The organism is Streptococcus timonensis (assembly GCF_900095845.1).
GTDB classification, from domain to species: domain Bacteria; phylum Bacillota; class Bacilli; order Lactobacillales; family Streptococcaceae; genus Streptococcus; species Streptococcus timonensis.
The window spans coordinates 313800-332485 of sequence record NZ_FMIX01000003.1; the positions used below are offsets into that span (position 1 = coordinate 313800).

The following is an 18686-nucleotide window of genomic DNA, read 5'->3' on the forward strand; positions in this document are numbered from 1 at the left end:
TTAATCAATACGATTATATCAACGTTTACAGACATTCAAGAATTATTTCTTGGATGTCTTTTTTTGTTTAAAAATCAAGAATTTCCCTGAAAATTTCCCTGAGATTTCCCTGAATCATTTTTTGAGATTCCTAAAAGCAATTTCACCGACTGTCTGATTAACGGTATCAGCTGTATTTACATATATTTTTGTTACCTGTTTATCGCTATGAGTTAGAGCTTCAGAAATAGTCTCTAGTGAGATACCAGCTCGTTTCGCTAAAGTAGCACCTGTGTGTCTCAATTTATGTGGAGATGCTGGGGCAAGTTCAGGATGTCTATTTCTTACAGATTTCATTCTGTAGTTGAGATAGTCTGTATGGAGAGGTAAATTTATGTTATTAGTCCGGTCATTATATGTAAACACAAATTGTTTCTGTGTTTGTCGTAGTCCAAAAAGTTTGAGTTCTTCTTGTTGTCTAACTTTCCAATTCGCTAGAAGTTCCATCAATTCAGTCGGAGCTTTAAAGAGAGTTTTTTTGTTACCTTTAGTTGATTTTACATTGCCAAAACGGTCTAATGCTTGTTCTATGAGTATTTCTCCAGTTGAAAAGTTGATGTGCTTCCATTGCAAAGCATAACTTTCTGATTTTCGATCAGATAAGAAGAATGTTGTATAAAAGAGAGTGTAGTCTTTTAGCTCAATAAGTCCTTCCTCTAAATCAGTGTCAAAAGCTTGTAACCATAATTTCAACTCCTCTTTATCGAGAGAAAGATCTTCTTCACGTTTACTCTCTTTAAGGAGAATTTTTTTATTTGCTTTAATTCTACTAATTGTCTTTCGGAGTTTATTTGATGGAATATACTCAAGCTCCTCAGCCCAATCGAAAACAGAATTTACATAGCTCCTAATGACCTTGAAATTAGCATAACTATTTGCTTTGGGAGTAAGGAGTGACAGAACTAGTTGTTTATTATTTATTAAATGCTCTAGCGAGTATTTCCCTAATATCGGAAGAATATGTAATCTGAAAATATTCTCTGTTTGAAAAATAGTAGCTTTAGTAGGAGGTTTTATAGTAGTAGTGGTTTGACCTGCTTTGTAAGGTTCCAGCCAAATATCTTTATAAAAATCTTTAAATAAGATATTACCATTAAGTTTTGAATCTATGGGTTGTCTACCTAATCGTGCATTTTCAATATCAATGTTTAATTTTATTTCTGCTTCTTTTGCTTCTCGTTTACTTTTATATCTTTTCTCAAAATATTGTCCTAAACCGAGTTTTCCTTGAACTTCTGCTGGAATATATACTTTTAGATGATATGTTCCATTCTTTGTTTTCTTTATTGCCACTGTTTTCCCCTTTATGCGCTAATTTCTAATCTTGTCATCCACTGATTGATACTTTCTTTATTAAAGCGAATGGATTTTCCAATTCGAATATATGGTAGTCCCATAGCAATCCAAATATCTAAAGTGTTATTGGATACACCCAAATAGTTACAAGTTTGCTTTTTATTGAGAAAAGGACTATCTGCCCCAATTTCCTCTTTAAAGTGATGGATTTCATTTTTTAAAAGTGTTGCAATCATTTGTTGAATTTCTTGAGTTTGCTCTTGTGGTAGTGTTACTTGCATAGTTTCCTCCAATAAAAAAAGCAAAGTATTTAACTTTGCTTAATCAAAAATTATGTTATAGATTATTTATTTTTTAAATTTTTTAGAAATTGTAGGAGTTAGTATAAATGCAGCTGCTCCAGCAATTACTTGACTAATTTTCTTCCCTTTATTCCTACAAGCATTACAAAGAGGAATATGGCGATTACTTGTCAAAGTTTTTTTACAATATATACATTTTTTTATTGAATCTTCAGCTGTCATTATTGTTACCTGTTTCTAATTTTAAGTTCTCGCTATCAGCTAGACGGATACTATCCATTTTTGTTGCTTCATTTAGTTTATTCTGTAAGTTTAAGAATAAATCAGTATTATTCTTTTCATATTGGTAATTATCGTGAATTAACTCTAATAAACTAATTCTATTTGGAATAGATTGATTTTGAGGTGAAATATGTTGAACTAGTTTAATCAAAAGATTTTGATTCTCAAGAATATCCTTTTGTGTAAGTAGTTCCATTGAACCTTGATAAGCAAGGAGTCGGTCGTTTGCCATTGCTTGATTATCCAAAGTTAAATCTATATAAACTTGCATTCCAATTATCTTAGTCATTATCTCTGTGTCATTAAGAATAAAGTTAGCATGCTGTTTTATAGAATTGTTGGAGTAGTTGAACTGACTTGTTCTTTTAATTATTTCTTCTTTGTTGGAGATTAAGTCAGCTTTAATTGCACTCACGCTTTCCTCCATACAACTATTTGCTTGGTTCAAAAGTTTAATTTTTTCATCTAGGTAAATTGAATTTTGAGCCTCTAATACTTTAGTTCTTGCTGAGAAAAAGGGTGGTAAGATACTATTGTTTCTATCCCATTTTATTTGAAAATCTTGATTATCTTTTATATCTAAAAGTAAATCATGAATTTCCTTAAGATAAACCTGAGAAGCAATATCAGTATCGGGCATTCCTTCGGTAGCATTTACTCTTTGCAATGTGACATCTTCAACTCTAACATTATTTTTTGTTGTATCGATTATTACGGCTCTAAAATTTCCGTCTACTTTTCTAGACTCACCGATTTGGTAAATTCCTTTTCTAAGTTTTTCTTTTACATCAGAGGAGAGACTTTCAAAATCGAGCTTGAAGAGATAACCAGTATTTTTATCCAGAATATGTTCAAAACGTTTTTTATTTTCGTTAGCAAAATTAAATAATGGTTTTCCAACGGTATCTAACATTTCTGTATAGTTAATTGATGTTTTTTCTTCAATGAGTCTAGGCAAGGCATATTCGAAAGGACTAGGAATCTTAAAAATATCTGTTTCCTTTTTAGCTTCCTCTGTATTGAAAAGTTCAAAATTAGATAAATTTTTTTTAATTATTTCAAAATTTTGATGATTAGATTTTAAAGTTTCGTTCATAATTTTGTCCAGGCATTTTTTATTAATTATACCATTAAATAAAAAAATTAACAGTATAAATTTATCTATTAAGTAGTACTACTTAATCAGCTTTCTAATGTCCTAAGACATATGTAAATTGTTTAGCTGTTTCTGCATCAAATGTGCGATAGCTGACTATTCCGAGTCCCTTAAAATTCGATTCAGATATAAGTATAGAACCATCAGATTTAACTTGCTCTACAAATGCTACATGCCCGTATACTGGATCTGCACCAGCTTGACTCGATGAGAATGATAGTGCAGAGTGTTCTGTAGGTGTTTTTGTGGTTGAATACCCAGATTTTTCCATCCATTGATTACCGTTCCCCATGTAGGGATCGAATGTAATTCCAAGTTGTTTTGCCCTGTTATAAACAAACCAGGTACATTGGCCCCAGGGGTAGCTACTAGCTATATAATTAGTCGTATCAATAGTTTGTGTGATGCTATATCCTGATGGAATTTCACTTGAGCTGACTCTGTTTCCAGTATCATTTGTTTCTTTTGGAGCTCTTGGAGTTCCTCCGTGTTCATCTATATACTGATCGAGTTTTTGCATGGTTTCTGCTCTCCGTTTTCCAGAACCGCTAGTGTCTGTAAAATATACTCCACCATCTATAGAACTATTAAGAGTTCCGTTCGCATACTTGAGAGCTTTATCATCCTGTATTTTAAAGGTTTCGTTTTTGTTTCCAATAATCGTTTGCTTAGTTAAACTTACAACAGCTATATCATCATTAAAATTATTCGCGTTTTCTGGATTATAGTCAAATGCACCAAAGCCAAACATATTAGCTCCAGGATTTCGTGCTACACCAGCTGTTCCTAGTGAGCTTTCATTTAATGCTATTGCTACAATACCACGAACATCTAGATTAGACTTAGCTTCCCATTCTAAAAGTTTTCTCCCGTTAATACGATCCCGGTCAAAGGAGATTCCTAATGTATCTAAAAAGCCATCTAATTGTTCAGCCTTGATACCATAACGATGAACAAGGAGATTATGTGTATAGGGGTCTCCGTCTGACCAGTGCTCAGCATATTTGAAATCTTTTGATGTTGTGGAAGAACTATTTGCACTTCCTCCAATTGCTCCCATGAAGATTATAATTACAAAGACTGGAATTATTAATGGAATGAGGTGGGACAATAGATACCATTTTAGTTTTTTCATAGAATCTCCTTTCTAATTCTAGTGTCTAATATAAGCAGTAAATAAGACAGTTCCAAATCTCCATTTAGCATCCAAAACTACAGCATGAGATTGAACTTGGTCGATAATTTGTTCTTGTTCTTCCTCTAAAACAGGAAATAAAAGAAGGAAATCGACGGATCGTTTTCCTTCTCTATAAGCTTGGTAAAGTGTTTCTTCAAGGATTTTTGGGAAGGCAATTCTTGAGCGTATTTTAATGTTCATTTCATTCTCCTCTCAGTTGATTTAGTCGTTGAGTCAATCGATTTCGTCGTTCGATATTTGCTTTCAATTTATTATCTCGTGTCATTGTTTTACGATAAGCACGAGTAAAAGCATTTGAACCTTGTGCTTTATACATTGACTGAGAATCTTTATATTTCTCTAGTTGTTGTTCAATCGAATTAATTCTATGTTGTTTGAATGGTGAAATACGTTCTTCCTTTAAAGTTTGAAATTCATCAGTGGTTGTAGGAGTAGTTTCTCGTTGAAGAGTAGTAGTAACAACTGGATTTTGAATAATTTTCTGAACAGTCTCTGTTTGAGGATTAGTTGTTTCAGTTAGTTTTGGTGTAATTGGAGTTTCAGTTGATTCAGGCTGTGATTTCTCTATAGATGGATTTGTATCTCTTTGTGTAAAATAAGAGCCAATATTTTGGAAGTGGCTCTTGCTATTCATCACCATACCACTAGCAAATCCAGCACCTGCTAGTGTAAAGTTCCCAAGATGTTGAGCTGTCTTCAAACTTTGAGTTGGAATTTGAGATGTAATTTCTTTAGTTTTGGTGACACCATTCTCAACCTTATTACCAATATCAGATGTTATTAATCTAGCTTTAGAGCCAAGGATAAATTGAATTAATTCTGCTTTGTACTTCCATATTAAGAAGTAGATGACACCTTTAGCAACTACCGAAACTAATAACTTAAAGACTAGACCGAGTAGAACTAAGGATGGCAGATTCTTCAAAATAGTATCAAAACTAGTGATAATCATATTTTCTACAATTTTTTCAATGTAGAAAATTAACAAGATTAATAAACTAGAGATTACTGGAAAGGCTAAACCTCCTAACATAACTTTAAGAACCCCAAAAATTAAATCTTGCATTCGAGGAATAAAAGAAATAAGAAGAACGATTGGGAATATGAGAATCATTGTTAACACTATAATTTGTGCGATGATATTTAGTAATTGAATAACAATGATTGGTAGTGCTAAGACAAATGCTTCTAATACTTTAAAGATGACATAGAATGTGCGTATAAAGATAAAGTCTGGCATTGCAGAGACCCAACGATTCTTTTCACCATCTTCATTAGCACCATTCCCTAATTCGTCTAGATATTGAGAACGTTCTTTTGTTTTTACAGCAGTGAAATTTCCTTTACTATCACTAGTTCCGAGCACCTTGCTATCATCGAAATCTTCTTCTTTTCCATTTTGGCTGTTTTTGTATTTTCCGTTCTCTTGGCCAGTATTTACAAAAAGATAGGCTTTGTAGGAAGTTTCAGCTATATAGCTATCCGCCATAGATTCACCGACTTTTACAGATTTGCCTTTTGCATAGTCCACCTTAATACTTACAATTTTTTGTTTGACATCTTTCGAGACATTATTGATGGTATCAAGAAGATAAAGTCCGCCAGAAGTTCCAGCAATTGTACCAAAATAACTAAATCCTAGTAGAATGACTAGACAAACGTGAAGAAGAGTTTTAGCAAACGAGCCTTTAGAAAAGAAGTACTGGTAGAAGAGATAAAAACCAAGTATCAAAAGAAGTAATGCAACTAATGACTGATCAGTAACGTTCCCTTTTGTTGAACCAGTAAAACCATTCCATAGACTCTTTGCACCGTTAAAAATATAAGTTTTATATGAGCTATAAAGGTCGATGCTTTCAAGGATTCGGATGAACAAAGAGAAAAAGCCAACAACAGCATTGAGGATGAAAAAGAAGAGATTGACAAAAAGTTCATTGATGAGAACCCAAGCTCCATTAAAAGAAGCATAGCCTGTTGGTTCCATGTAGGATTTAAGAGAGAAGATATCCACTCCCTTGAGCTTGTCAAAAGCCTCTTGCATAGATTCACCTCCTAACTAGCATATTTATTTTCGAGGCTTGAAGATACAGTGGCTTTCATTGGTTTCAAAAGCATATCGATATCTTCAAATAGATTGTGAATTGAAATCATATTAAGATTGCCGTAGACATCATAATAAAGACATTGTCCAGAAATCATATTATCAATCCACTCTAGATTGTTTTCAGTAACTTCTAGATTTACATGTTTTAGAATATCCTCTCGCTCTGATTTTTCATAGAATGCAAAGATTGTACCGAAACCAGTTGTATCATCATCGTTTTCTGCATCATGAACAGATTGTGTAATCAGTGCTAAAGTATTATTTTTAGAGCGTCCAATACGGCGCATATTTTTAATTACAGCTTTTCCTTCTGCGGATTTCATTAGAATCCAAGCTTCATCGAAGAACTCAATTGTATCTTCATTTTCATTTCGTTCTCCAAAATGAGTACAGAAAGCACCAAGCGCAAACATGAGAGCTATGGAGTTACGCTCATGGTCGGAGATTTTTGTGGAGTCGTCTTTAGGGAGTTTGAGATTGTTGACTTCTAAAATAGTCACTCGTGACTCATAGTCAAGGCCTTGGGTAGTTCCGTCAGAAAAAGCTAATTCTAAAATAGAATTAGTCACTATTGACGTTAGATATCTTCCTACTGAAGCAATTTCAGGAGATGAGGAGCTTCTCAGAGATTCTAAAACGTGCTTGAATCCTACTTTTTCACCTGTTGCTTTACGTTCTACGATAGCATTGATTGCTTCTGTGATTGCTGTCTTCTGATCCATTGAGACATCATCAACAGCTTGTAAAAGAAACTCTAGCATATTTTTAGAAACTTCTACGGATTGTTCTTTCTCAAGAACTATAATTGGATCTAACACGCCATGATTTGATGGGAGAGAACTGTCGAGAGTTACAAAATTGAAGTTTTCAATTTGTTTCTTTCGTTCTGGGTATAGTTCGGAAAAATGAGGAGAATTAATTACTTCGTGATAATGATTTCTAAGTTCACGTTTTGGATCGATATAGAGTGTTTTGACATTTTGTAGAGCAACACTCAAAAAAATAATTTGAGCCAGGAAAGATTTTCCTTGTCCTGTTGCCCCTGTAATGATGATGTGTGGGTTTTTAGTGATCTTACCAGCGATATCTTCCTTGTTTCCAACAGTGGCATTATAGAGGACGATATTCTTTGAAGAATCGATAGCTTTTTCGATATTATCCCAGCGTCCAATCCAGTTATCTACACGGCCGATATACCATCCAATACGATTTCCTGAGGAAGTACTTGTAAAGGGCATAAGTTCGGAGAAACCTTTGCATGTGACCATGTGTGTCCATGTCCGAGTTTTTTTCTGAAGAGATTCTCCATAAAGAAGGGCTTGAAAGAGGTAAGGGGCATCCTGAGAAGCTTCGCTAATTTCAACTCCCATATCATCGAAGTAATTTAGAATAACTTGTCTTCTTTGACGGAGTTGATTTACGCTTGAGGCTGATACAACAAGGTAGGCTCCGTATTCGATGATTTCTTCCTTATTTCCCACTTTTTTCATGAGATCCTTTAGGGAAATGGAACCCATAATAATTTCGTCTTGTTGAACAGTATCGGTGTTTTCTGCCTCTTCCATAATATTCCTAAAGCGAGTGTTAGAGCGTCCCATTTTCCCTTTTATTTTGTTGGAATCAATGAATTCTGCCTTTATTCGTAGTTCTACAGGGAAGTTTAATCGTTGGACAAACTCTCCTAAATGAAAACCATTGAATTGCACAGGATATTTCCCAATTGGAAGAATAGTAACAAAGGACGAACCATAAGGACTTTCGAGCTTGAGGAAACCACCTTTTAGGACTTTGATTAGAGTATCTGTAATATTGAATTGAGAACGATTAGCAAGAACTTCTTTCTTATAGTGAGGTATATAGCGAAGGTATTGCATACGTTGGTAATAAAACAGCTCTTCATCGGTAAGACGTTTAGCACGAAGAGTAGATAAAGCTTGAAAGACAGTTTCTTCATCGCTTTTATAATCTTCATACCAAGTCAAATTTGTTTTGAATTCATATCCTAAGCCATTAGCAATTTTCTCAGATAATTCAGTGAAGTTCTCAAGAGCTAATTCTTTTAGAGTTGCTCCATTGTTTTGTTTACGTAATTTGATTCCCACAACCCAATCGTACTGATAGGGGATTTCCATCTCATCAGTTAGTCTATCAACGGTATAGAGAAGAAGTTCCTCTCCAAGTTTCCGACTATCATCTGCTAGAGCTTCAGAAAAGTCTCGCAATTTCTCTTCTAAGAGGTAATCTTTTGGGATTAGTGAAATCTCAAAGTGCTTATTTTTCTTTAGTTTCTTCATGATTTGGGAAACTGTTATCTTGTGTTTCTCTTTTTTATATTCATCCGTAATGGTGATGGGAGTGTTAGGGATACGGTAGTAAGCGACAACTGATTGATCTTTTTTGAGTGCTAAATTTTTATTGGTTGTTTTAAATGGGTAAGTTAAGATAATACTCATAAATCCTCCTTTTCTATAAATTTGTTTTTTCAAAAACTATTTCATCTATTGGGTTTATTCGATCTTCGTGGTAGATTGCTTTTTTGTTTAATTTAAAATCAAAAAGATAAATGATATAGTCTCCAATGAAGACATGCATTTTCTTACCGTGAGGTTCGTATTCGGTATAAAATTTAGCTAATTTATAAGGAATATACCAATATAGTAGTAGTGAAATAGAGTGTGTGAATTGTGCGATTGGAATCAAAATAAATCCTCCAAAAAGCAACATCATCACAAAAATGAAGATGAAGACAATAAAAAAAGATAACTGCATTGGTGTAGCGAAATACCAAATTCGTGTACCTTGCTTTGTTTTTATTTCTTGAATCCAATAAGGGGCGTTTAGCCCCTTGCTGTAGTCATATAGTTTTTCTTCATTCATGGTTAAAGACCTGTTTCAATTCCGAAAAGTCTAAGGAACCAACCAAAAGCTTTCAAGATATCTTGTCCTTTGGTAAGGGAGACGATGACGGCATAAAATCCTAGTACGGAAAGGAGTTGAATCCAAGAACTATTGCGCCAAGCTTTGATGGCTAATAGAACAGCAATAGCACCTAAGATCCAAACGGCATCACCTTGAAGAAATGTTCGTAGATTTCCAGTATTCATATGTTTCTCCTATTCTTTATCGTTTGCATAATTTAATGGAATGGTGTGTTCTAATTTTGTGACATAGTACGTCTGTTCTTTTTCTGAGAGGGTAAAAGTAAAGTTTTCTGAGTGAGTACTTCCTCCAACTTCAAAAGTAGCTTGCACATAAGCAATGAGGGAGTCTCCTTCATTTTTAAGATAAATATAGTCGATAGTTTTAAATTTTGTATTAGACACAACAGTGATATCTGGTGCAATTAAATTTAAATTATCTTGATTGCTAGTATAATTTGTAAAGAAAATCGTAAGAAATTTCTCTACTTTCTTATGTTCTGAGTCAGAGAATTGATCTGTCGCAGATAATTTTAGTTTTTCTTCTTCGTTAAACTGTCTAGCTTGATAAGATGTTAAAGCAGAGAACCAAGGTAGTCCGGATATAAAGAATTTTCCATCTTTTCTTCCAAAAGGTATGTTAAAACCTGTCTGGTATTCTTTGGCATTCTCATTATTAATCTTTTCTTTATATTTAATCTTATACCTAGCAATATTATCTTCTACAGTCAGTAATTGAGCTGAGACAAGTTCACTTGGATTTCGGATTTGACCTTGTGATTTGATATCAGGAACAAAGTTGTAGAAGTTTTCTAATCGTTTAACTTGCTCTTGTTGCTTATCGGTATCTTGTGATAGAGTAAAATAAGCATAAACATAGTCATTCAGATAGTATTGAAGTTGATAGTTGTATTGATCAGGCTCCGTTTTAGTTTGATTTGAAGTGGTATCTATGCTCTTAAGACTTTCTTTTAGAGAAGTGACTTGATTTGAAAGAGTAATAGCTCGGAAAGAACCCATTAGACCAATAAAAAGGAGGAAAAAAATTCCTCCAATCATAGCTATGTTTACAGTCTTTTTATTTACAATTTTTAATTTTGGTGGTTTTCCTTTCTTCTCTTTCTTTTCAAAATTTGAGAGATAATTTCTAAATTTTAGTAGGTAGTTCTTTGATTTATTCATAGACACTCCTTTTAAATATTAGCTAATTCAATAAACTTTGAACCTTTTGCATAGAGTCGTTTATTTGCTTTTTCAATCTCTCCGTTGATAAAGTAGTATCCTCGCAATTCATTTTGTAGTTGCTCTACTAAATCTTGTTTTAGTTCCTTAGTTTCCTCTTTTTTAAGAAGGGCGTTTAACTCTCCAGCTTTTGTCCAAGCCTGGTTGTGATCCTTTTTCTTGAGTAATTCCCCAAACTCATAGGAGAGTTGACAGACTTTCTTTTCAAATTGTGTTTTTGTAGCCATAATTATTTCCTTTCTAAATGTTTCTTGATTTCCCTTAATAGTTTTTTGAATATAGGTTATGAGAGAAGGGCGCATATATAAGTTGAAATTGATTAACTCACCATCTATTGTGAAAAGGGCATGCTCGTATGAATAAAATCCTCTTGAGTTAGGAGATTCTTCTCTAGACTTTGCGCCACATTCTAGGTAATAATCTTTTCCTTTTCGTAAAAGGATATAGAATGTCCAAAATTCTTTATCAGGTAAAAGAAACAAATCTTCCTTGTATATTTTCTTAAACATTAGTTTTCTAATAAATCTTCATAACCTAATGCTTGATAGATAAAGTCAGAGTCAAACCAGAGCCAGTCATTAATTTGTACTTCGGTTGGAATGTCTCCTGAAAAGATGTCCTCACAAATTGTGGTTAAGATATCCATTCCTCCTCGCTCTCGAACGGTGTTTAATGTATCTAGGGCACCAGCCCATGCTTTAAAGCTTTCAAGTGAGCTTAGTTCTACTTTATATTCCATGGATAATTCCTTTCTATATTTCGTATTGTTTATTTGTTTTAATAAGATTTAGCATTGCATTCCCTCTATCTGTAATTTCTCCGCTATTTTGAATCATTTTCATGTATTCCGTCTGCATAATTTTATCCGCTTCATTCACGAGTGCTAAGGAGTTAGACACCTGATGGGTTAGCCAGCGAATGGTACGCTCAAAACTATATGGTTGTGGATTTGTTGATAGATTTAAAGGTTCAACACCTCCAAAAAGTGTTTGCCATTTTTCGTCTGGTTTATAAGCTCCGAATTGATTAGTGCCATTATATACTTGAATTTCTTTATTAACGACACCACGGGCAATTTCTCCAAGATCCACTCCATTGACATATTCCTCAATTGTACCTTGTGCTTTTTGGTCGGAAAAGCGAATTTCATAGCGATTCCAGATACCAAAAATCTCCAAGGATTCTTCCAAGGAGATGTTTTCCTGTTGAGCAAGTTCGTAGCGTTTTTCATAGAAGTTGAAGTAGAGTTGACTTTGACGGGAACCAAAATAAATAGATAGTCCGTGATTTGCTTCCATGTCTTCATTATTTGTAAAAGAACCTCCACCAGTCACATTCCATTTTTTAAGTGACTTTAGGACGATTTCTTTTGCGTATAGGCGTTCTATTAACTCAGGGAGATGTATTTGTTCATCCTCTCTGCCGAACCCCTTGTAGAGTTCATCTAGAGCGATATCTAGTCGTTTAATCCGACAATCCTCATAAGCATAGAGAAGATTTTGAAAGAATGTCTGCCAGGTTACTCCTTTATGTTCTAAAAGAACTTCCATCTCACGGCATCCTTGACCGGATAATTGAAGACAAGCTTGAAAATCTTTTGTTTCTGCTTTATCAAAGAAATCAAAGATCCAAATATTTCCTCGTTGCCAGAGATGAGTGTAATTCATGAGACGTGTTTCTTGTTCTGTGAATTCTGTGAGATGACAATAGAGAAAGTTACTACAAAAGCTTTCTAGATCTCGTAGGGATGGGAATGAGATTCTTACATAGTCAATCCTAACACGCAGGCTATTTTTTTCGTATTCTTTATGAAATCCCAATTTCTCTTTAAGATTTCGGAACTTTTCGATAGTTAAACCTCGTTCTCCAGATTCATATGAACGGTAGGTTCTAATTGAAAGATTAATAGCTTCTGCAAATTGTTTTTGACTCATTCCAGTTTCTTGACGAAATTTTTTAAGATTGAATGGGCTGATTTTATCCATTCATGAGTATACCTCCTTTTTTAGAGTGACACACTTTTTTAATGAAAGTTACACACTTCTTGAAATCTGTAAACTCAACTCCCATAAGGGATAAAGAGGGGTGGATGTGGCATTTTTGCCAAATGTAACCCCCCTGTTAGAAATAGTGGGAAAATATGAAAAAAAGCCCTTTAAAATGAGGCTTTTGAGGTGTATTTCTTTTTTTTGGTAGCTAATTTGGTAGCCAAATAGATTTAGTCGATAAAATCACTTGATATGAGATTGAGTTTATCTGTTAATTCGGAATCAGCGTTTGGGTATAAATGACTATAAATACTAAGTGTAGTTTTGACATCAGAATGACCCAATCGTCTTTGAATATATAGAGCATTTACGTTATATTCATTAATGAGTAATGATGCGTGAGAGTGTCTCAAACCTTTGGGTTGAATGTATTTAACACCTGCACGTTTAGAGTATTTTATAATCTGGTCTCTAATACTACGCTTACGATATGGATTTCCATCAAGTGATAGAATGAATGGTATCTTGTCAACTTTTGCTTGTCGTTCTTTCCATTCCTTAAGTACGTTTAGAGTGTTATCATCAAGCCCAATGGTTCGTCTGGAGCTTTCCGTTTTTAGTTTGTTACGCCGAACCCAATTTTCACGGTTTATGTACTGTAAGTTGTGATTGATTGCTAGAGTTTTCTTTTCAAAATCTACATCTTCCCAATAAAGAGCAGTCGCCTCATTTACACGCATTCCCGTAAAATAATATAACCAAAAAAGTGTATAAACAAAGTGCTCAAAATAACTCTTTTTATCAAGTGATTGTATTACTTTTTGGAACTCGTCTTTTGTCCAAAAATCTATATGTTTTTTTATGATTGGAATTGGACTGATATTACTTGTGGGAATTTCATGAAAAATCAACCCATATTTTTTCGCAGTTTTCAAAACTTGATTAAGCAATGTCATCTTGTTTCTTGCATATGAATTTGAATATCTCTCTAATAAACCGTTTCTATAATTAATCACATCATAAGTAGTAATTTCTCTAGGTTTTTTCTTACCAAAGTATTGAATAAATTCATCGAATATAACTTGACGTCTGTGTTCGAGATCCGGACTTGTTGTAGCGTAATAATTTGGCATAAAAACTTCTTCCATAAACTGCTTAAAAGTCCATTGAGTATGCTTAATTCCTCCTTTTTGTTGTATCTTATTCAAGGCTCTTGTACGTGCTTCAAAGGCTTCTTTTGCGGTTTGAAAACCACGTCTACGTTCTTGATAAGGTTTACCAGTAGCTAGGTCAACTCCAGCTTTAAAATAATAAGTATATTTGCCAGTCTTATCATCTTTCGTAACACCGGTATATCTAGTTTTTGACATGTAGTTCCTCCAATCCAAGTATCTCTGCTACAACTGATACTGGAACTGTTCCAAGTCCTTTATTATTATAAAAATCGAATCCACGTTCAACCATAATATGTTTTGCTTGCCGTAAAATATTATAAGCAGTCCATTTTGAAAACCCTAAGTCCATAATTTCTTGTACTGTCATAGTTAGTTTATCGTTCATAAGTCAATTTCTCCTTTACTAGTAAGTTCTAGGAATTCTCCTATTAATTGTTTGAGTTCATTATTTAATCGTGGGGTTTGTTCTTTAAGTGCATCTTGTAGTTCTAAAGAAAATGAGCTACTATCAAATGCTTTTAGGTGTTTTCTAAGTCTGGTCTTTTTCACTCTAATAGTATTAGGTTTGAGGTAGGGGAATAATTCGGGTAAGAGTGCTGGTTCATGAAGAAAAATATAGGCAAATGCTTTGCTATCATCTGGAACACTCGAAAGACTAAAGAAGCTAAAATTCTCCAATCGTTTAGAAATCTCTGAAATGGTTTCTTCATTTATAGCCTTTGTCCGAAGTTGGAACTCTAATCGCCACCAAAAAGGCTTACTCTCTATATTTAATTTATCAGCTCTTTTATGACTTAATACCTCTATATTCTTATCGTACAAACGTACTTGAACGTTGCTACCACTTGCACCCCAGTATTTACTTTCTATATTTCCCCCTCTACCGTAGAATATTTTATGACTAACCCCTCCTTTGATATGTTGTAAAAAAACTATTTCTGGCCTATTGAAGATATCAAAAGCAAGATCTAATCGTGACAGTCTAATTTCTAATCGATTTAATCGAGCGTAATTCATAATCTGCCTCCACACTTGTAACCCCTCAAATTCTTTTAGTGAGTTTGGGTTGAAGTCTAGGCGTATGACTTGATAACCACCATAATCCGATAGTTGAAAGAAAATTAGATTTATACTATCTTCGTTTATCGTTTTATAAAGAGTAAAATAGTCTTCTCTTAGATTTTCTTGAATACTAAATTCTTGAATTATATTATCGAGTGATTTTCGTAATTCACGAAATATTCGTCTAAGTGATTGGTTCTCACTATCAAAGATTACTGTTAATCTGTCAATACTGATATAAATAGATTTTTCTAGTTCTGATAAATCTACTTTATTTTGATATTCTCGTAGAGATTGAATGGTATTTTTCAATGTAACGCCTCCTTTCTATGCTTAAAATCTGCGTAATTCGTTGCTACTATTGATTTTTGCCAATGGCTCGTTACTTAGGACGTTGCCTTAAGTGTATCGGATTGCTGGCTGTTAGAAACGCCAGCTTTTATGTTAGAGATTGGGAGAACTTCGAGCTTCGGGCGCTCTGCCTTCGGCTTGCGCCCTTGCACTTGTCTCCCAATCTCTAATTTATTAGTTTTTAAACTACCCAAAATACTTGTCTAGAAAACTCGAGAGCAGTTCAAGTGCTCGAAGTTCAATTTCTTCGTCTCGAATATCGTTAAATACATCATCATTTACTTGAATATATTCTTCTAAACTAGGCGAATAAAAAGAATGAGTATTGTTAATTTTGTTGTTTTGAAATGCCAATTGTGTTGATGTCATAATATCCTCAATCTAGCCATATCTCACTTTTTATGGACTTTTTATTACCATTTTGGTATAATTGTATTGGTTTTAAACGAAAGCCTCAGAACGCTTTGCAGAGCTTTCTGGGGTGTTTTTGCATACTCATAAATTTAACTAGTATCACTTATTTTGTATGCTTTGTTTTTATATAACCGTTTTGGTTATATAAGTATAATACAACCATTTTGGTTATAAGTCAATAGAAAAACGAAAGGAATTTTAAAATGTTAAAAGACAATATAAAAAAAGCCCGACTAGATGCAGGACTTACTCAATTAGAAGTTGCTGAAAAGTTAGGTGTAGCTCAAGCCCAGTACGCTAGGTGGGAAAACGGAGGGAGAAATCCGAAAGATGAAACAGTAGAAAAATTAGCTGAAATCTTTGGTACATCTTTTGAGATTTTAAAAGGACGTGATGACGGACTAGAAGAAATTGTTAGTTTATTGAGAGAGTATGAACTAACCGAAGAAGACAAAAAAGAAATTATTACTTTTTTAGAAAACTTTCTTGCTAATAAGAAAGAGGCTCATTGGAAAAGAGACCAAAATTTAAGAGATATTTTGTAAATGTCACTTTGTGTGAACATGAGTGAATTTGAGTTTAGAGAATGATAGGAGATTGTTTACAATGATAAGTTTAGAGTTGATGTCTGAAGAAAATAGCATAGATGTTTATTCTTTTGAAAAAGAAAATAGAGAGTATTTTGAGCGAAGTTTACCTCCTAGACCAGCTCACTATTTTGATTCAGAAAGTTTTAAAGAAATTACAAGGGAATTGTTAAGGGAACAAGAGAATCATGACGTCTACATGCATCTTATTAGAGATGCACAAGGTATTATGGTTGGAAGAATCAATTTAAGTGTTTTAGGGAAGGATAGAAAAACAGCAGAACTTGGATATAGGATTGGAGAAAATGTTACTAATTTAGGATATGCCAGCGAAGCGGTTAAACTCGTTTTAGAAAAGGCCTTTACTACTTATGGTTTACATAAGATTATCGCGGGGACGGCAACGTACAATCTGGCTTCTCAGAGAGTGCTTTTAAAAAATGGTTTTACCTTTAGTAAAATCATAGAAAATGACTTTCAAATGAATAACGAGTGGATTAATACGGCAGTATTTGAGATAAGGAATCTATAGCATCATCATTACCAGACGTTTGCCAAACCTCAACATTTCTAGTAGACATTCGTCTACTTTTTTAAGTGTACTTGGTTCGTATTTTGTAAGCACTACTTCAAGTCATTATGATTGGGCGATGAAGAAATTAAAAGCACATCAAAAAAATTGTAAGAAAAAATAAGCAGATATGGTATCTTTTTGGTAGCTAAACAGACAAAATATCTTGTTTTTTGCAAATAATACTTAAAAAGAATGTTGATTTATCAGCATTCTTTTTCGTTTCAAATCGATTCTCGGAATTAGAAACCGGGGGTTGAAGTTTCATCATGGACTAGGAACGTCGGTCTACGGTCTGCGCCTGACCTGTGGTCAGGCTTGCCCTTGCCCTTGTCCTAGCCCATGATGATTAATAATCGCTTCAACAGCTTTTGGATAAGATTTACGTCCGTCCTCATCAAATTGTGAGAGTATTTCAAGAAGGAGTTTTTCTTGAAAAGGTTCTACTAAAATGGCAGAGTCGGAACGTTCAAAAGGCATTCCTTCTTCCTCTAATAGATAGATTATTTTCCGTAGTGTTGCCATTTTTAGATTGTGCTCATCAGAAAAGTCTTTAAGGGTACGATTAGTAGTTTTAAGTTCCATATCAGACTTCTGTGTCTCTTTTTTACTTTTAGTTTGCGATTGGAATTCTTCAAAGACAGAGAATTCTTCTCCTTCAAATTCTATAACTGGTATTTGTGAGTAAGCTTCATAGAAGGAGAAACCCTGGTCAAGTGGAACGTAAGGTGAGAAAAATTCACCCGCTAAATCACCGTTGTTAGCAATATAGCCTCGTCCTTTAATACGGACACCGTTGATTTCATCGAGCTTTTTAAATTCTTTTGTTTTATTTGCATCTCCAAACATCATGTCATATCCTGTTGATTCTAAATGACCGACGGAGAGACGCTTCATAAAGTTATCTCTAAGAGCTGTTTTGATAAATTCACCATCAGGCCGTTGCATAGCAAAAATGATGAAGACACCAGCTTGACGGCCTTCTAGGACGAGTTGATAAAGATATTCCATGAGTTCAGCTTGTTGGCTATAGTCACGGTCGATTTTTGCCATGAGAGCAGCCCATTCGTCTACTAGAATGAACTTTGGTTTCATATCATAGTGCTTAAAGTTCTTACCAGCTTGGAACTTAGGGGATGAAGACATCAATTTATAGCGTTTTTCCATAAACTCTACATTTTCTTTAAAACAGTTAATGATATCCTCTTTACTAGTAAAGACTCGGTTATGGAAAACAGCTATCTTTTTTAAACCAGCTAGGTCAGAGTTTTTGGGATCACAAATATCAATAAATCCAATTTTAGCGAGTGCATATATGATGGTCATGAGAACAACAGTCTTTCCACCACCAGTTCCACCACCAATGAGAAGGTGAGGCTCTTCAATAAAGTCCCAAGTCACATCTTTCATGAGTTGTAGTTTCGAATCTTTGACTGTGACATTATCAATAGAAATACGACTATCAATACGATTGACGGCAATTTCATATTTGATAAATCGTTTATCAAAAGTTTTATTTCGAAAATCTCCATTAAACATTACTTCAAGAGTGGAACCAAGGTTTAAGAAACGATCCTGAAATTTATTTCCTTCTAAGATGAAGCTAATTTCAATTTTATATGGTGATTGTTTTAGATATACTTGAGGAAGTTCAATCTTTTCACTAATCTTATTTTCTCGTTTGATTTTTTTTGATAGATAGAGATTATTCTCTAATAAAAAACGAGATAAAATACGTAAGCTATTCATTTTTTGAAAGAATAGTAGCTTCTCGTAACAAAGGTGATTAATGAACCAAGCAAGAATAGAAGAACTAAAGAATACAGCGCCTATAAAATAAGCTTGTGGTAAGGGATAAATTTTTAACTCTTCTAGATGAATGTAAGTATAAAGGCTAATAGCAAATAAAAAAGGAAACCACAGAATTAACCATGTGATCTCCTTAATTTTTCGGTGAATGATTCGAACTCTTTGTCCTCGATAGGTAAAGAGCTTCATAGT

21 protein-coding genes and 1 pseudogene are annotated in these 18686 nt (G+C 34.0%); 3 read left to right on the top strand and 19 right to left on the bottom strand.

The genetic code is table 11. The annotated features are described in order from the left end of the window. Window positions 1-114: 114 nt before the first annotated feature. The 18 genes from BQ2679_RS10845 to BQ2679_RS02735 form a co-directional block, all read right to left on the bottom strand. Entirely contained in the window at window positions 115-1332 is a 1218-nt protein-coding gene (locus BQ2679_RS10845; RefSeq protein ID WP_075565890.1) for a tyrosine-type recombinase/integrase, read from the bottom strand. Window positions 1333-1343: 11 nt separating this feature from the next. Beyond that, window positions 1344-1616: a helix-turn-helix domain-containing protein gene (locus BQ2679_RS02660; RefSeq protein ID WP_075565893.1), complete on the bottom strand. Its 273-nt coding sequence runs from the start codon at window positions 1614-1616 to the stop codon at window positions 1344-1346. 66 nt (window positions 1617-1682) lie between these two features. Then, window positions 1683-1859 carry a hypothetical protein gene (locus tag BQ2679_RS10815; protein WP_159427230.1) on the bottom strand — a complete coding sequence of 59 codons (177 nt, stop codon included), beginning with the start codon at window positions 1857-1859 and terminating at the stop codon, window positions 1683-1685. Further along, complete coding sequence (locus BQ2679_RS02665; protein ID WP_244491695.1) at window positions 1849-3015, bottom strand: hypothetical protein; 1167 nt, start codon at window positions 3013-3015, stop codon at window positions 1849-1851. The genes BQ2679_RS10815 and BQ2679_RS02665 overlap by 11 nt, the downstream gene beginning before the upstream one ends. Window positions 3016-3109: 94 nt before the next feature. Further along, window positions 3110-4210 (bottom strand): CHAP domain-containing protein, encoded by a 1101-nt coding sequence (locus BQ2679_RS02670; RefSeq protein WP_075565895.1) that lies wholly within the window; start codon window positions 4208-4210, stop codon window positions 3110-3112. An 18-nt stretch (window positions 4211-4228) separates the two neighbouring features. Further along, window positions 4229-4453 carry a hypothetical protein gene (locus tag BQ2679_RS02675; RefSeq protein ID WP_075565897.1) on the bottom strand — a complete coding sequence of 75 codons (225 nt, stop codon included), beginning with the start codon at window positions 4451-4453 and terminating at the stop codon, window positions 4229-4231. A gap of 1 nt (window position 4454) precedes the next feature. Continuing rightward, window positions 4455-6314, bottom strand: coding sequence for a conjugal transfer protein (locus BQ2679_RS02680; RefSeq protein ID WP_075565899.1), 1860 nt, complete (start codon window positions 6312-6314; stop codon window positions 4455-4457). Window positions 6315-6325: 11 nt separating this feature from the next. Further along, the gene (locus BQ2679_RS02685; protein ID WP_075565901.1) at window positions 6326-8830 is read right to left on the bottom strand and encodes an ATP-binding protein; all 2505 of its coding nucleotides are present in this window, start codon (window positions 8828-8830) and stop codon (window positions 6326-6328) included. Window positions 8831-8843: 13 nt separating this feature from the next. After that, entirely contained in the window at window positions 8844-9254 is a 411-nt protein-coding gene (locus BQ2679_RS02690) for a conjugal transfer protein (RefSeq protein WP_049496147.1), read from the bottom strand. Between the two features lie 2 nt (window positions 9255-9256). Continuing rightward, complete coding sequence (locus BQ2679_RS02695) at window positions 9257-9481, bottom strand: TcpD family membrane protein (protein ID WP_001091687.1); 225 nt, start codon at window positions 9479-9481, stop codon at window positions 9257-9259. A 9-nt stretch (window positions 9482-9490) separates the two neighbouring features. Continuing rightward, a complete protein-coding gene (locus BQ2679_RS02700; protein ID WP_075565903.1) occupies window positions 9491-10477 on the bottom strand; it encodes a conjugal transfer protein in 987 nt (328 codons plus the stop codon). Between the two features lie 11 nt (window positions 10478-10488). Next, window positions 10489-11046: a conjugal transfer protein gene (locus BQ2679_RS02705; RefSeq protein ID WP_075565909.1), complete on the bottom strand. Its 558-nt coding sequence runs from the start codon at window positions 11044-11046 to the stop codon at window positions 10489-10491. Next, entirely contained in the window at window positions 11046-11276 is a 231-nt protein-coding gene (locus tag BQ2679_RS02710; RefSeq protein WP_075565912.1) for a hypothetical protein, read from the bottom strand. Before BQ2679_RS02710 ends, BQ2679_RS02705 begins: the two co-directional genes overlap by 1 nt. Before the next feature lie 13 nt (window positions 11277-11289). Then, a complete protein-coding gene (locus BQ2679_RS02715; RefSeq protein ID WP_075565914.1) occupies window positions 11290-12522 on the bottom strand; it encodes a replication initiation factor domain-containing protein in 1233 nt (410 codons plus the stop codon). 233 nt (window positions 12523-12755) lie between these two features. After that, a complete protein-coding gene (locus BQ2679_RS02720) occupies window positions 12756-13895 on the bottom strand; it encodes a tyrosine-type recombinase/integrase (protein ID WP_045593954.1) in 1140 nt (379 codons plus the stop codon). Next, the gene (locus BQ2679_RS02725) at window positions 13882-14085 is read right to left on the bottom strand and encodes a DUF3173 family protein (protein ID WP_000998327.1); all 204 of its coding nucleotides are present in this window, start codon (window positions 14083-14085) and stop codon (window positions 13882-13884) included. The genes BQ2679_RS02720 and BQ2679_RS02725 overlap by 14 nt, the downstream gene beginning before the upstream one ends. Next, the gene (locus BQ2679_RS02730; RefSeq protein ID WP_075565682.1) at window positions 14082-15074 is read right to left on the bottom strand and encodes a replication initiation protein; all 993 of its coding nucleotides are present in this window, start codon (window positions 15072-15074) and stop codon (window positions 14082-14084) included. The genes BQ2679_RS02725 and BQ2679_RS02730 overlap by 4 nt, the downstream gene beginning before the upstream one ends. A 225-nt stretch (window positions 15075-15299) precedes the next feature. Beyond that, window positions 15300-15482, bottom strand: a complete 183-nt coding sequence (locus BQ2679_RS02735; RefSeq protein ID WP_000204837.1) for a hypothetical protein — start codon at window positions 15480-15482, stop codon at window positions 15300-15302. A 248-nt stretch (window positions 15483-15730) separates the two neighbouring features. Between BQ2679_RS02735 and BQ2679_RS02740 the strand changes: the two genes are divergently transcribed. From BQ2679_RS02740 to BQ2679_RS10585, 3 genes and pseudogenes are all read left to right on the top strand, one after another. Next, window positions 15731-16072, top strand: a complete 342-nt coding sequence (locus tag BQ2679_RS02740; RefSeq protein WP_075565679.1) for a helix-turn-helix transcriptional regulator — start codon at window positions 15731-15733, stop codon at window positions 16070-16072. 61 nt (window positions 16073-16133) lie between these two features. After that, window positions 16134-16646, top strand: a complete 513-nt coding sequence (locus tag BQ2679_RS02745; protein WP_075565676.1) for a GNAT family N-acetyltransferase — start codon at window positions 16134-16136, stop codon at window positions 16644-16646. A 64-nt stretch (window positions 16647-16710) separates the two neighbouring features. Beyond that, window positions 16711-16809 (top strand): annotated as a pseudogene (locus BQ2679_RS10585) (ClbS/DfsB family four-helix bundle protein); the annotation flags it as partial. 188 nt (window positions 16810-16997) lie between these two features. Here BQ2679_RS10585 and BQ2679_RS02755 read toward each other — a convergent pair. Next, window positions 16998-18683, bottom strand: a complete 1686-nt coding sequence (locus tag BQ2679_RS02755; protein WP_075565915.1) for an FtsK/SpoIIIE domain-containing protein — start codon at window positions 18681-18683, stop codon at window positions 16998-17000. Window positions 18684-18686: the final 3 nt, after the last annotated feature.

Excerpts from the sequence above, each read along its gene's own strand:
- BQ2679_RS02670 (WP_075565895.1), bottom strand. The coding sequence starts at position 4,210 with ATGAAAAAACTAAAATGGTATCTATTGTCCCACCTCATTCCATTAATA.
- BQ2679_RS02680 (WP_075565899.1), bottom strand. The coding sequence starts at position 6,314 with ATGCAAGAGGCTTTTGACAAGCTCAAGGGAGTGGATATCTTCTCTCTT.
- BQ2679_RS02710 (WP_075565912.1), bottom strand. The coding sequence starts at position 11,276 with ATGGAATATAAAGTAGAACTAAGCTCACTTGAAAGCTTTAAAGCATGG.
- BQ2679_RS02740 (WP_075565679.1), top strand. The coding sequence starts at position 15,731 with ATGTTAAAAGACAATATAAAAAAAGCCCGACTAGATGCAGGACTTACT.
- BQ2679_RS02720 (WP_045593954.1), bottom strand. The coding sequence starts at position 13,895 with ATGTCAAAAACTAGATATACCGGTGTTACGAAAGATGATAAGACTGGC.
- BQ2679_RS02665 (WP_244491695.1), bottom strand. The coding sequence starts at position 3,015 with ATGAACGAAACTTTAAAATCTAATCATCAAAATTTTGAAATAATTAAA.
- BQ2679_RS02735 (WP_000204837.1), bottom strand. The coding sequence starts at position 15,482 with ATGACATCAACACAATTGGCATTTCAAAACAACAAAATTAACAATACT.
- BQ2679_RS02685 (WP_075565901.1), bottom strand. The coding sequence starts at position 8,830 with ATGAGTATTATCTTAACTTACCCATTTAAAACAACCAATAAAAATTTA.
- BQ2679_RS02695 (WP_001091687.1), bottom strand. The coding sequence starts at position 9,481 with ATGAATACTGGAAATCTACGAACATTTCTTCAAGGTGATGCCGTTTGG.
- BQ2679_RS02725 (WP_000998327.1), bottom strand. The coding sequence starts at position 14,085 with ATGAACGATAAACTAACTATGACAGTACAAGAAATTATGGACTTAGGG.
- BQ2679_RS02675 (WP_075565897.1), bottom strand. The coding sequence starts at position 4,453 with ATGAACATTAAAATACGCTCAAGAATTGCCTTCCCAAAAATCCTTGAA.
- BQ2679_RS02690 (WP_049496147.1), bottom strand. The coding sequence starts at position 9,254 with ATGAATGAAGAAAAACTATATGACTACAGCAAGGGGCTAAACGCCCCT.
- BQ2679_RS02755 (WP_075565915.1), bottom strand. The coding sequence starts at position 18,683 with ATGAAGCTCTTTACCTATCGAGGACAAAGAGTTCGAATCATTCACCGA.
- BQ2679_RS02700 (WP_075565903.1), bottom strand. The coding sequence starts at position 10,477 with ATGAATAAATCAAAGAACTACCTACTAAAATTTAGAAATTATCTCTCA.
- BQ2679_RS02705 (WP_075565909.1), bottom strand. The coding sequence starts at position 11,046 with ATGTTTAAGAAAATATACAAGGAAGATTTGTTTCTTTTACCTGATAAA.
- BQ2679_RS02660 (WP_075565893.1), bottom strand. The coding sequence starts at position 1,616 with ATGCAAGTAACACTACCACAAGAGCAAACTCAAGAAATTCAACAAATG.
- BQ2679_RS02745 (WP_075565676.1), top strand. The coding sequence starts at position 16,134 with ATGATAAGTTTAGAGTTGATGTCTGAAGAAAATAGCATAGATGTTTAT.
- BQ2679_RS10815 (WP_159427230.1), bottom strand. The coding sequence starts at position 1,859 with ATGACAGCTGAAGATTCAATAAAAAAATGTATATATTGTAAAAAAACT.
- BQ2679_RS02715 (WP_075565914.1), bottom strand. The coding sequence starts at position 12,522 with ATGGATAAAATCAGCCCATTCAATCTTAAAAAATTTCGTCAAGAAACT.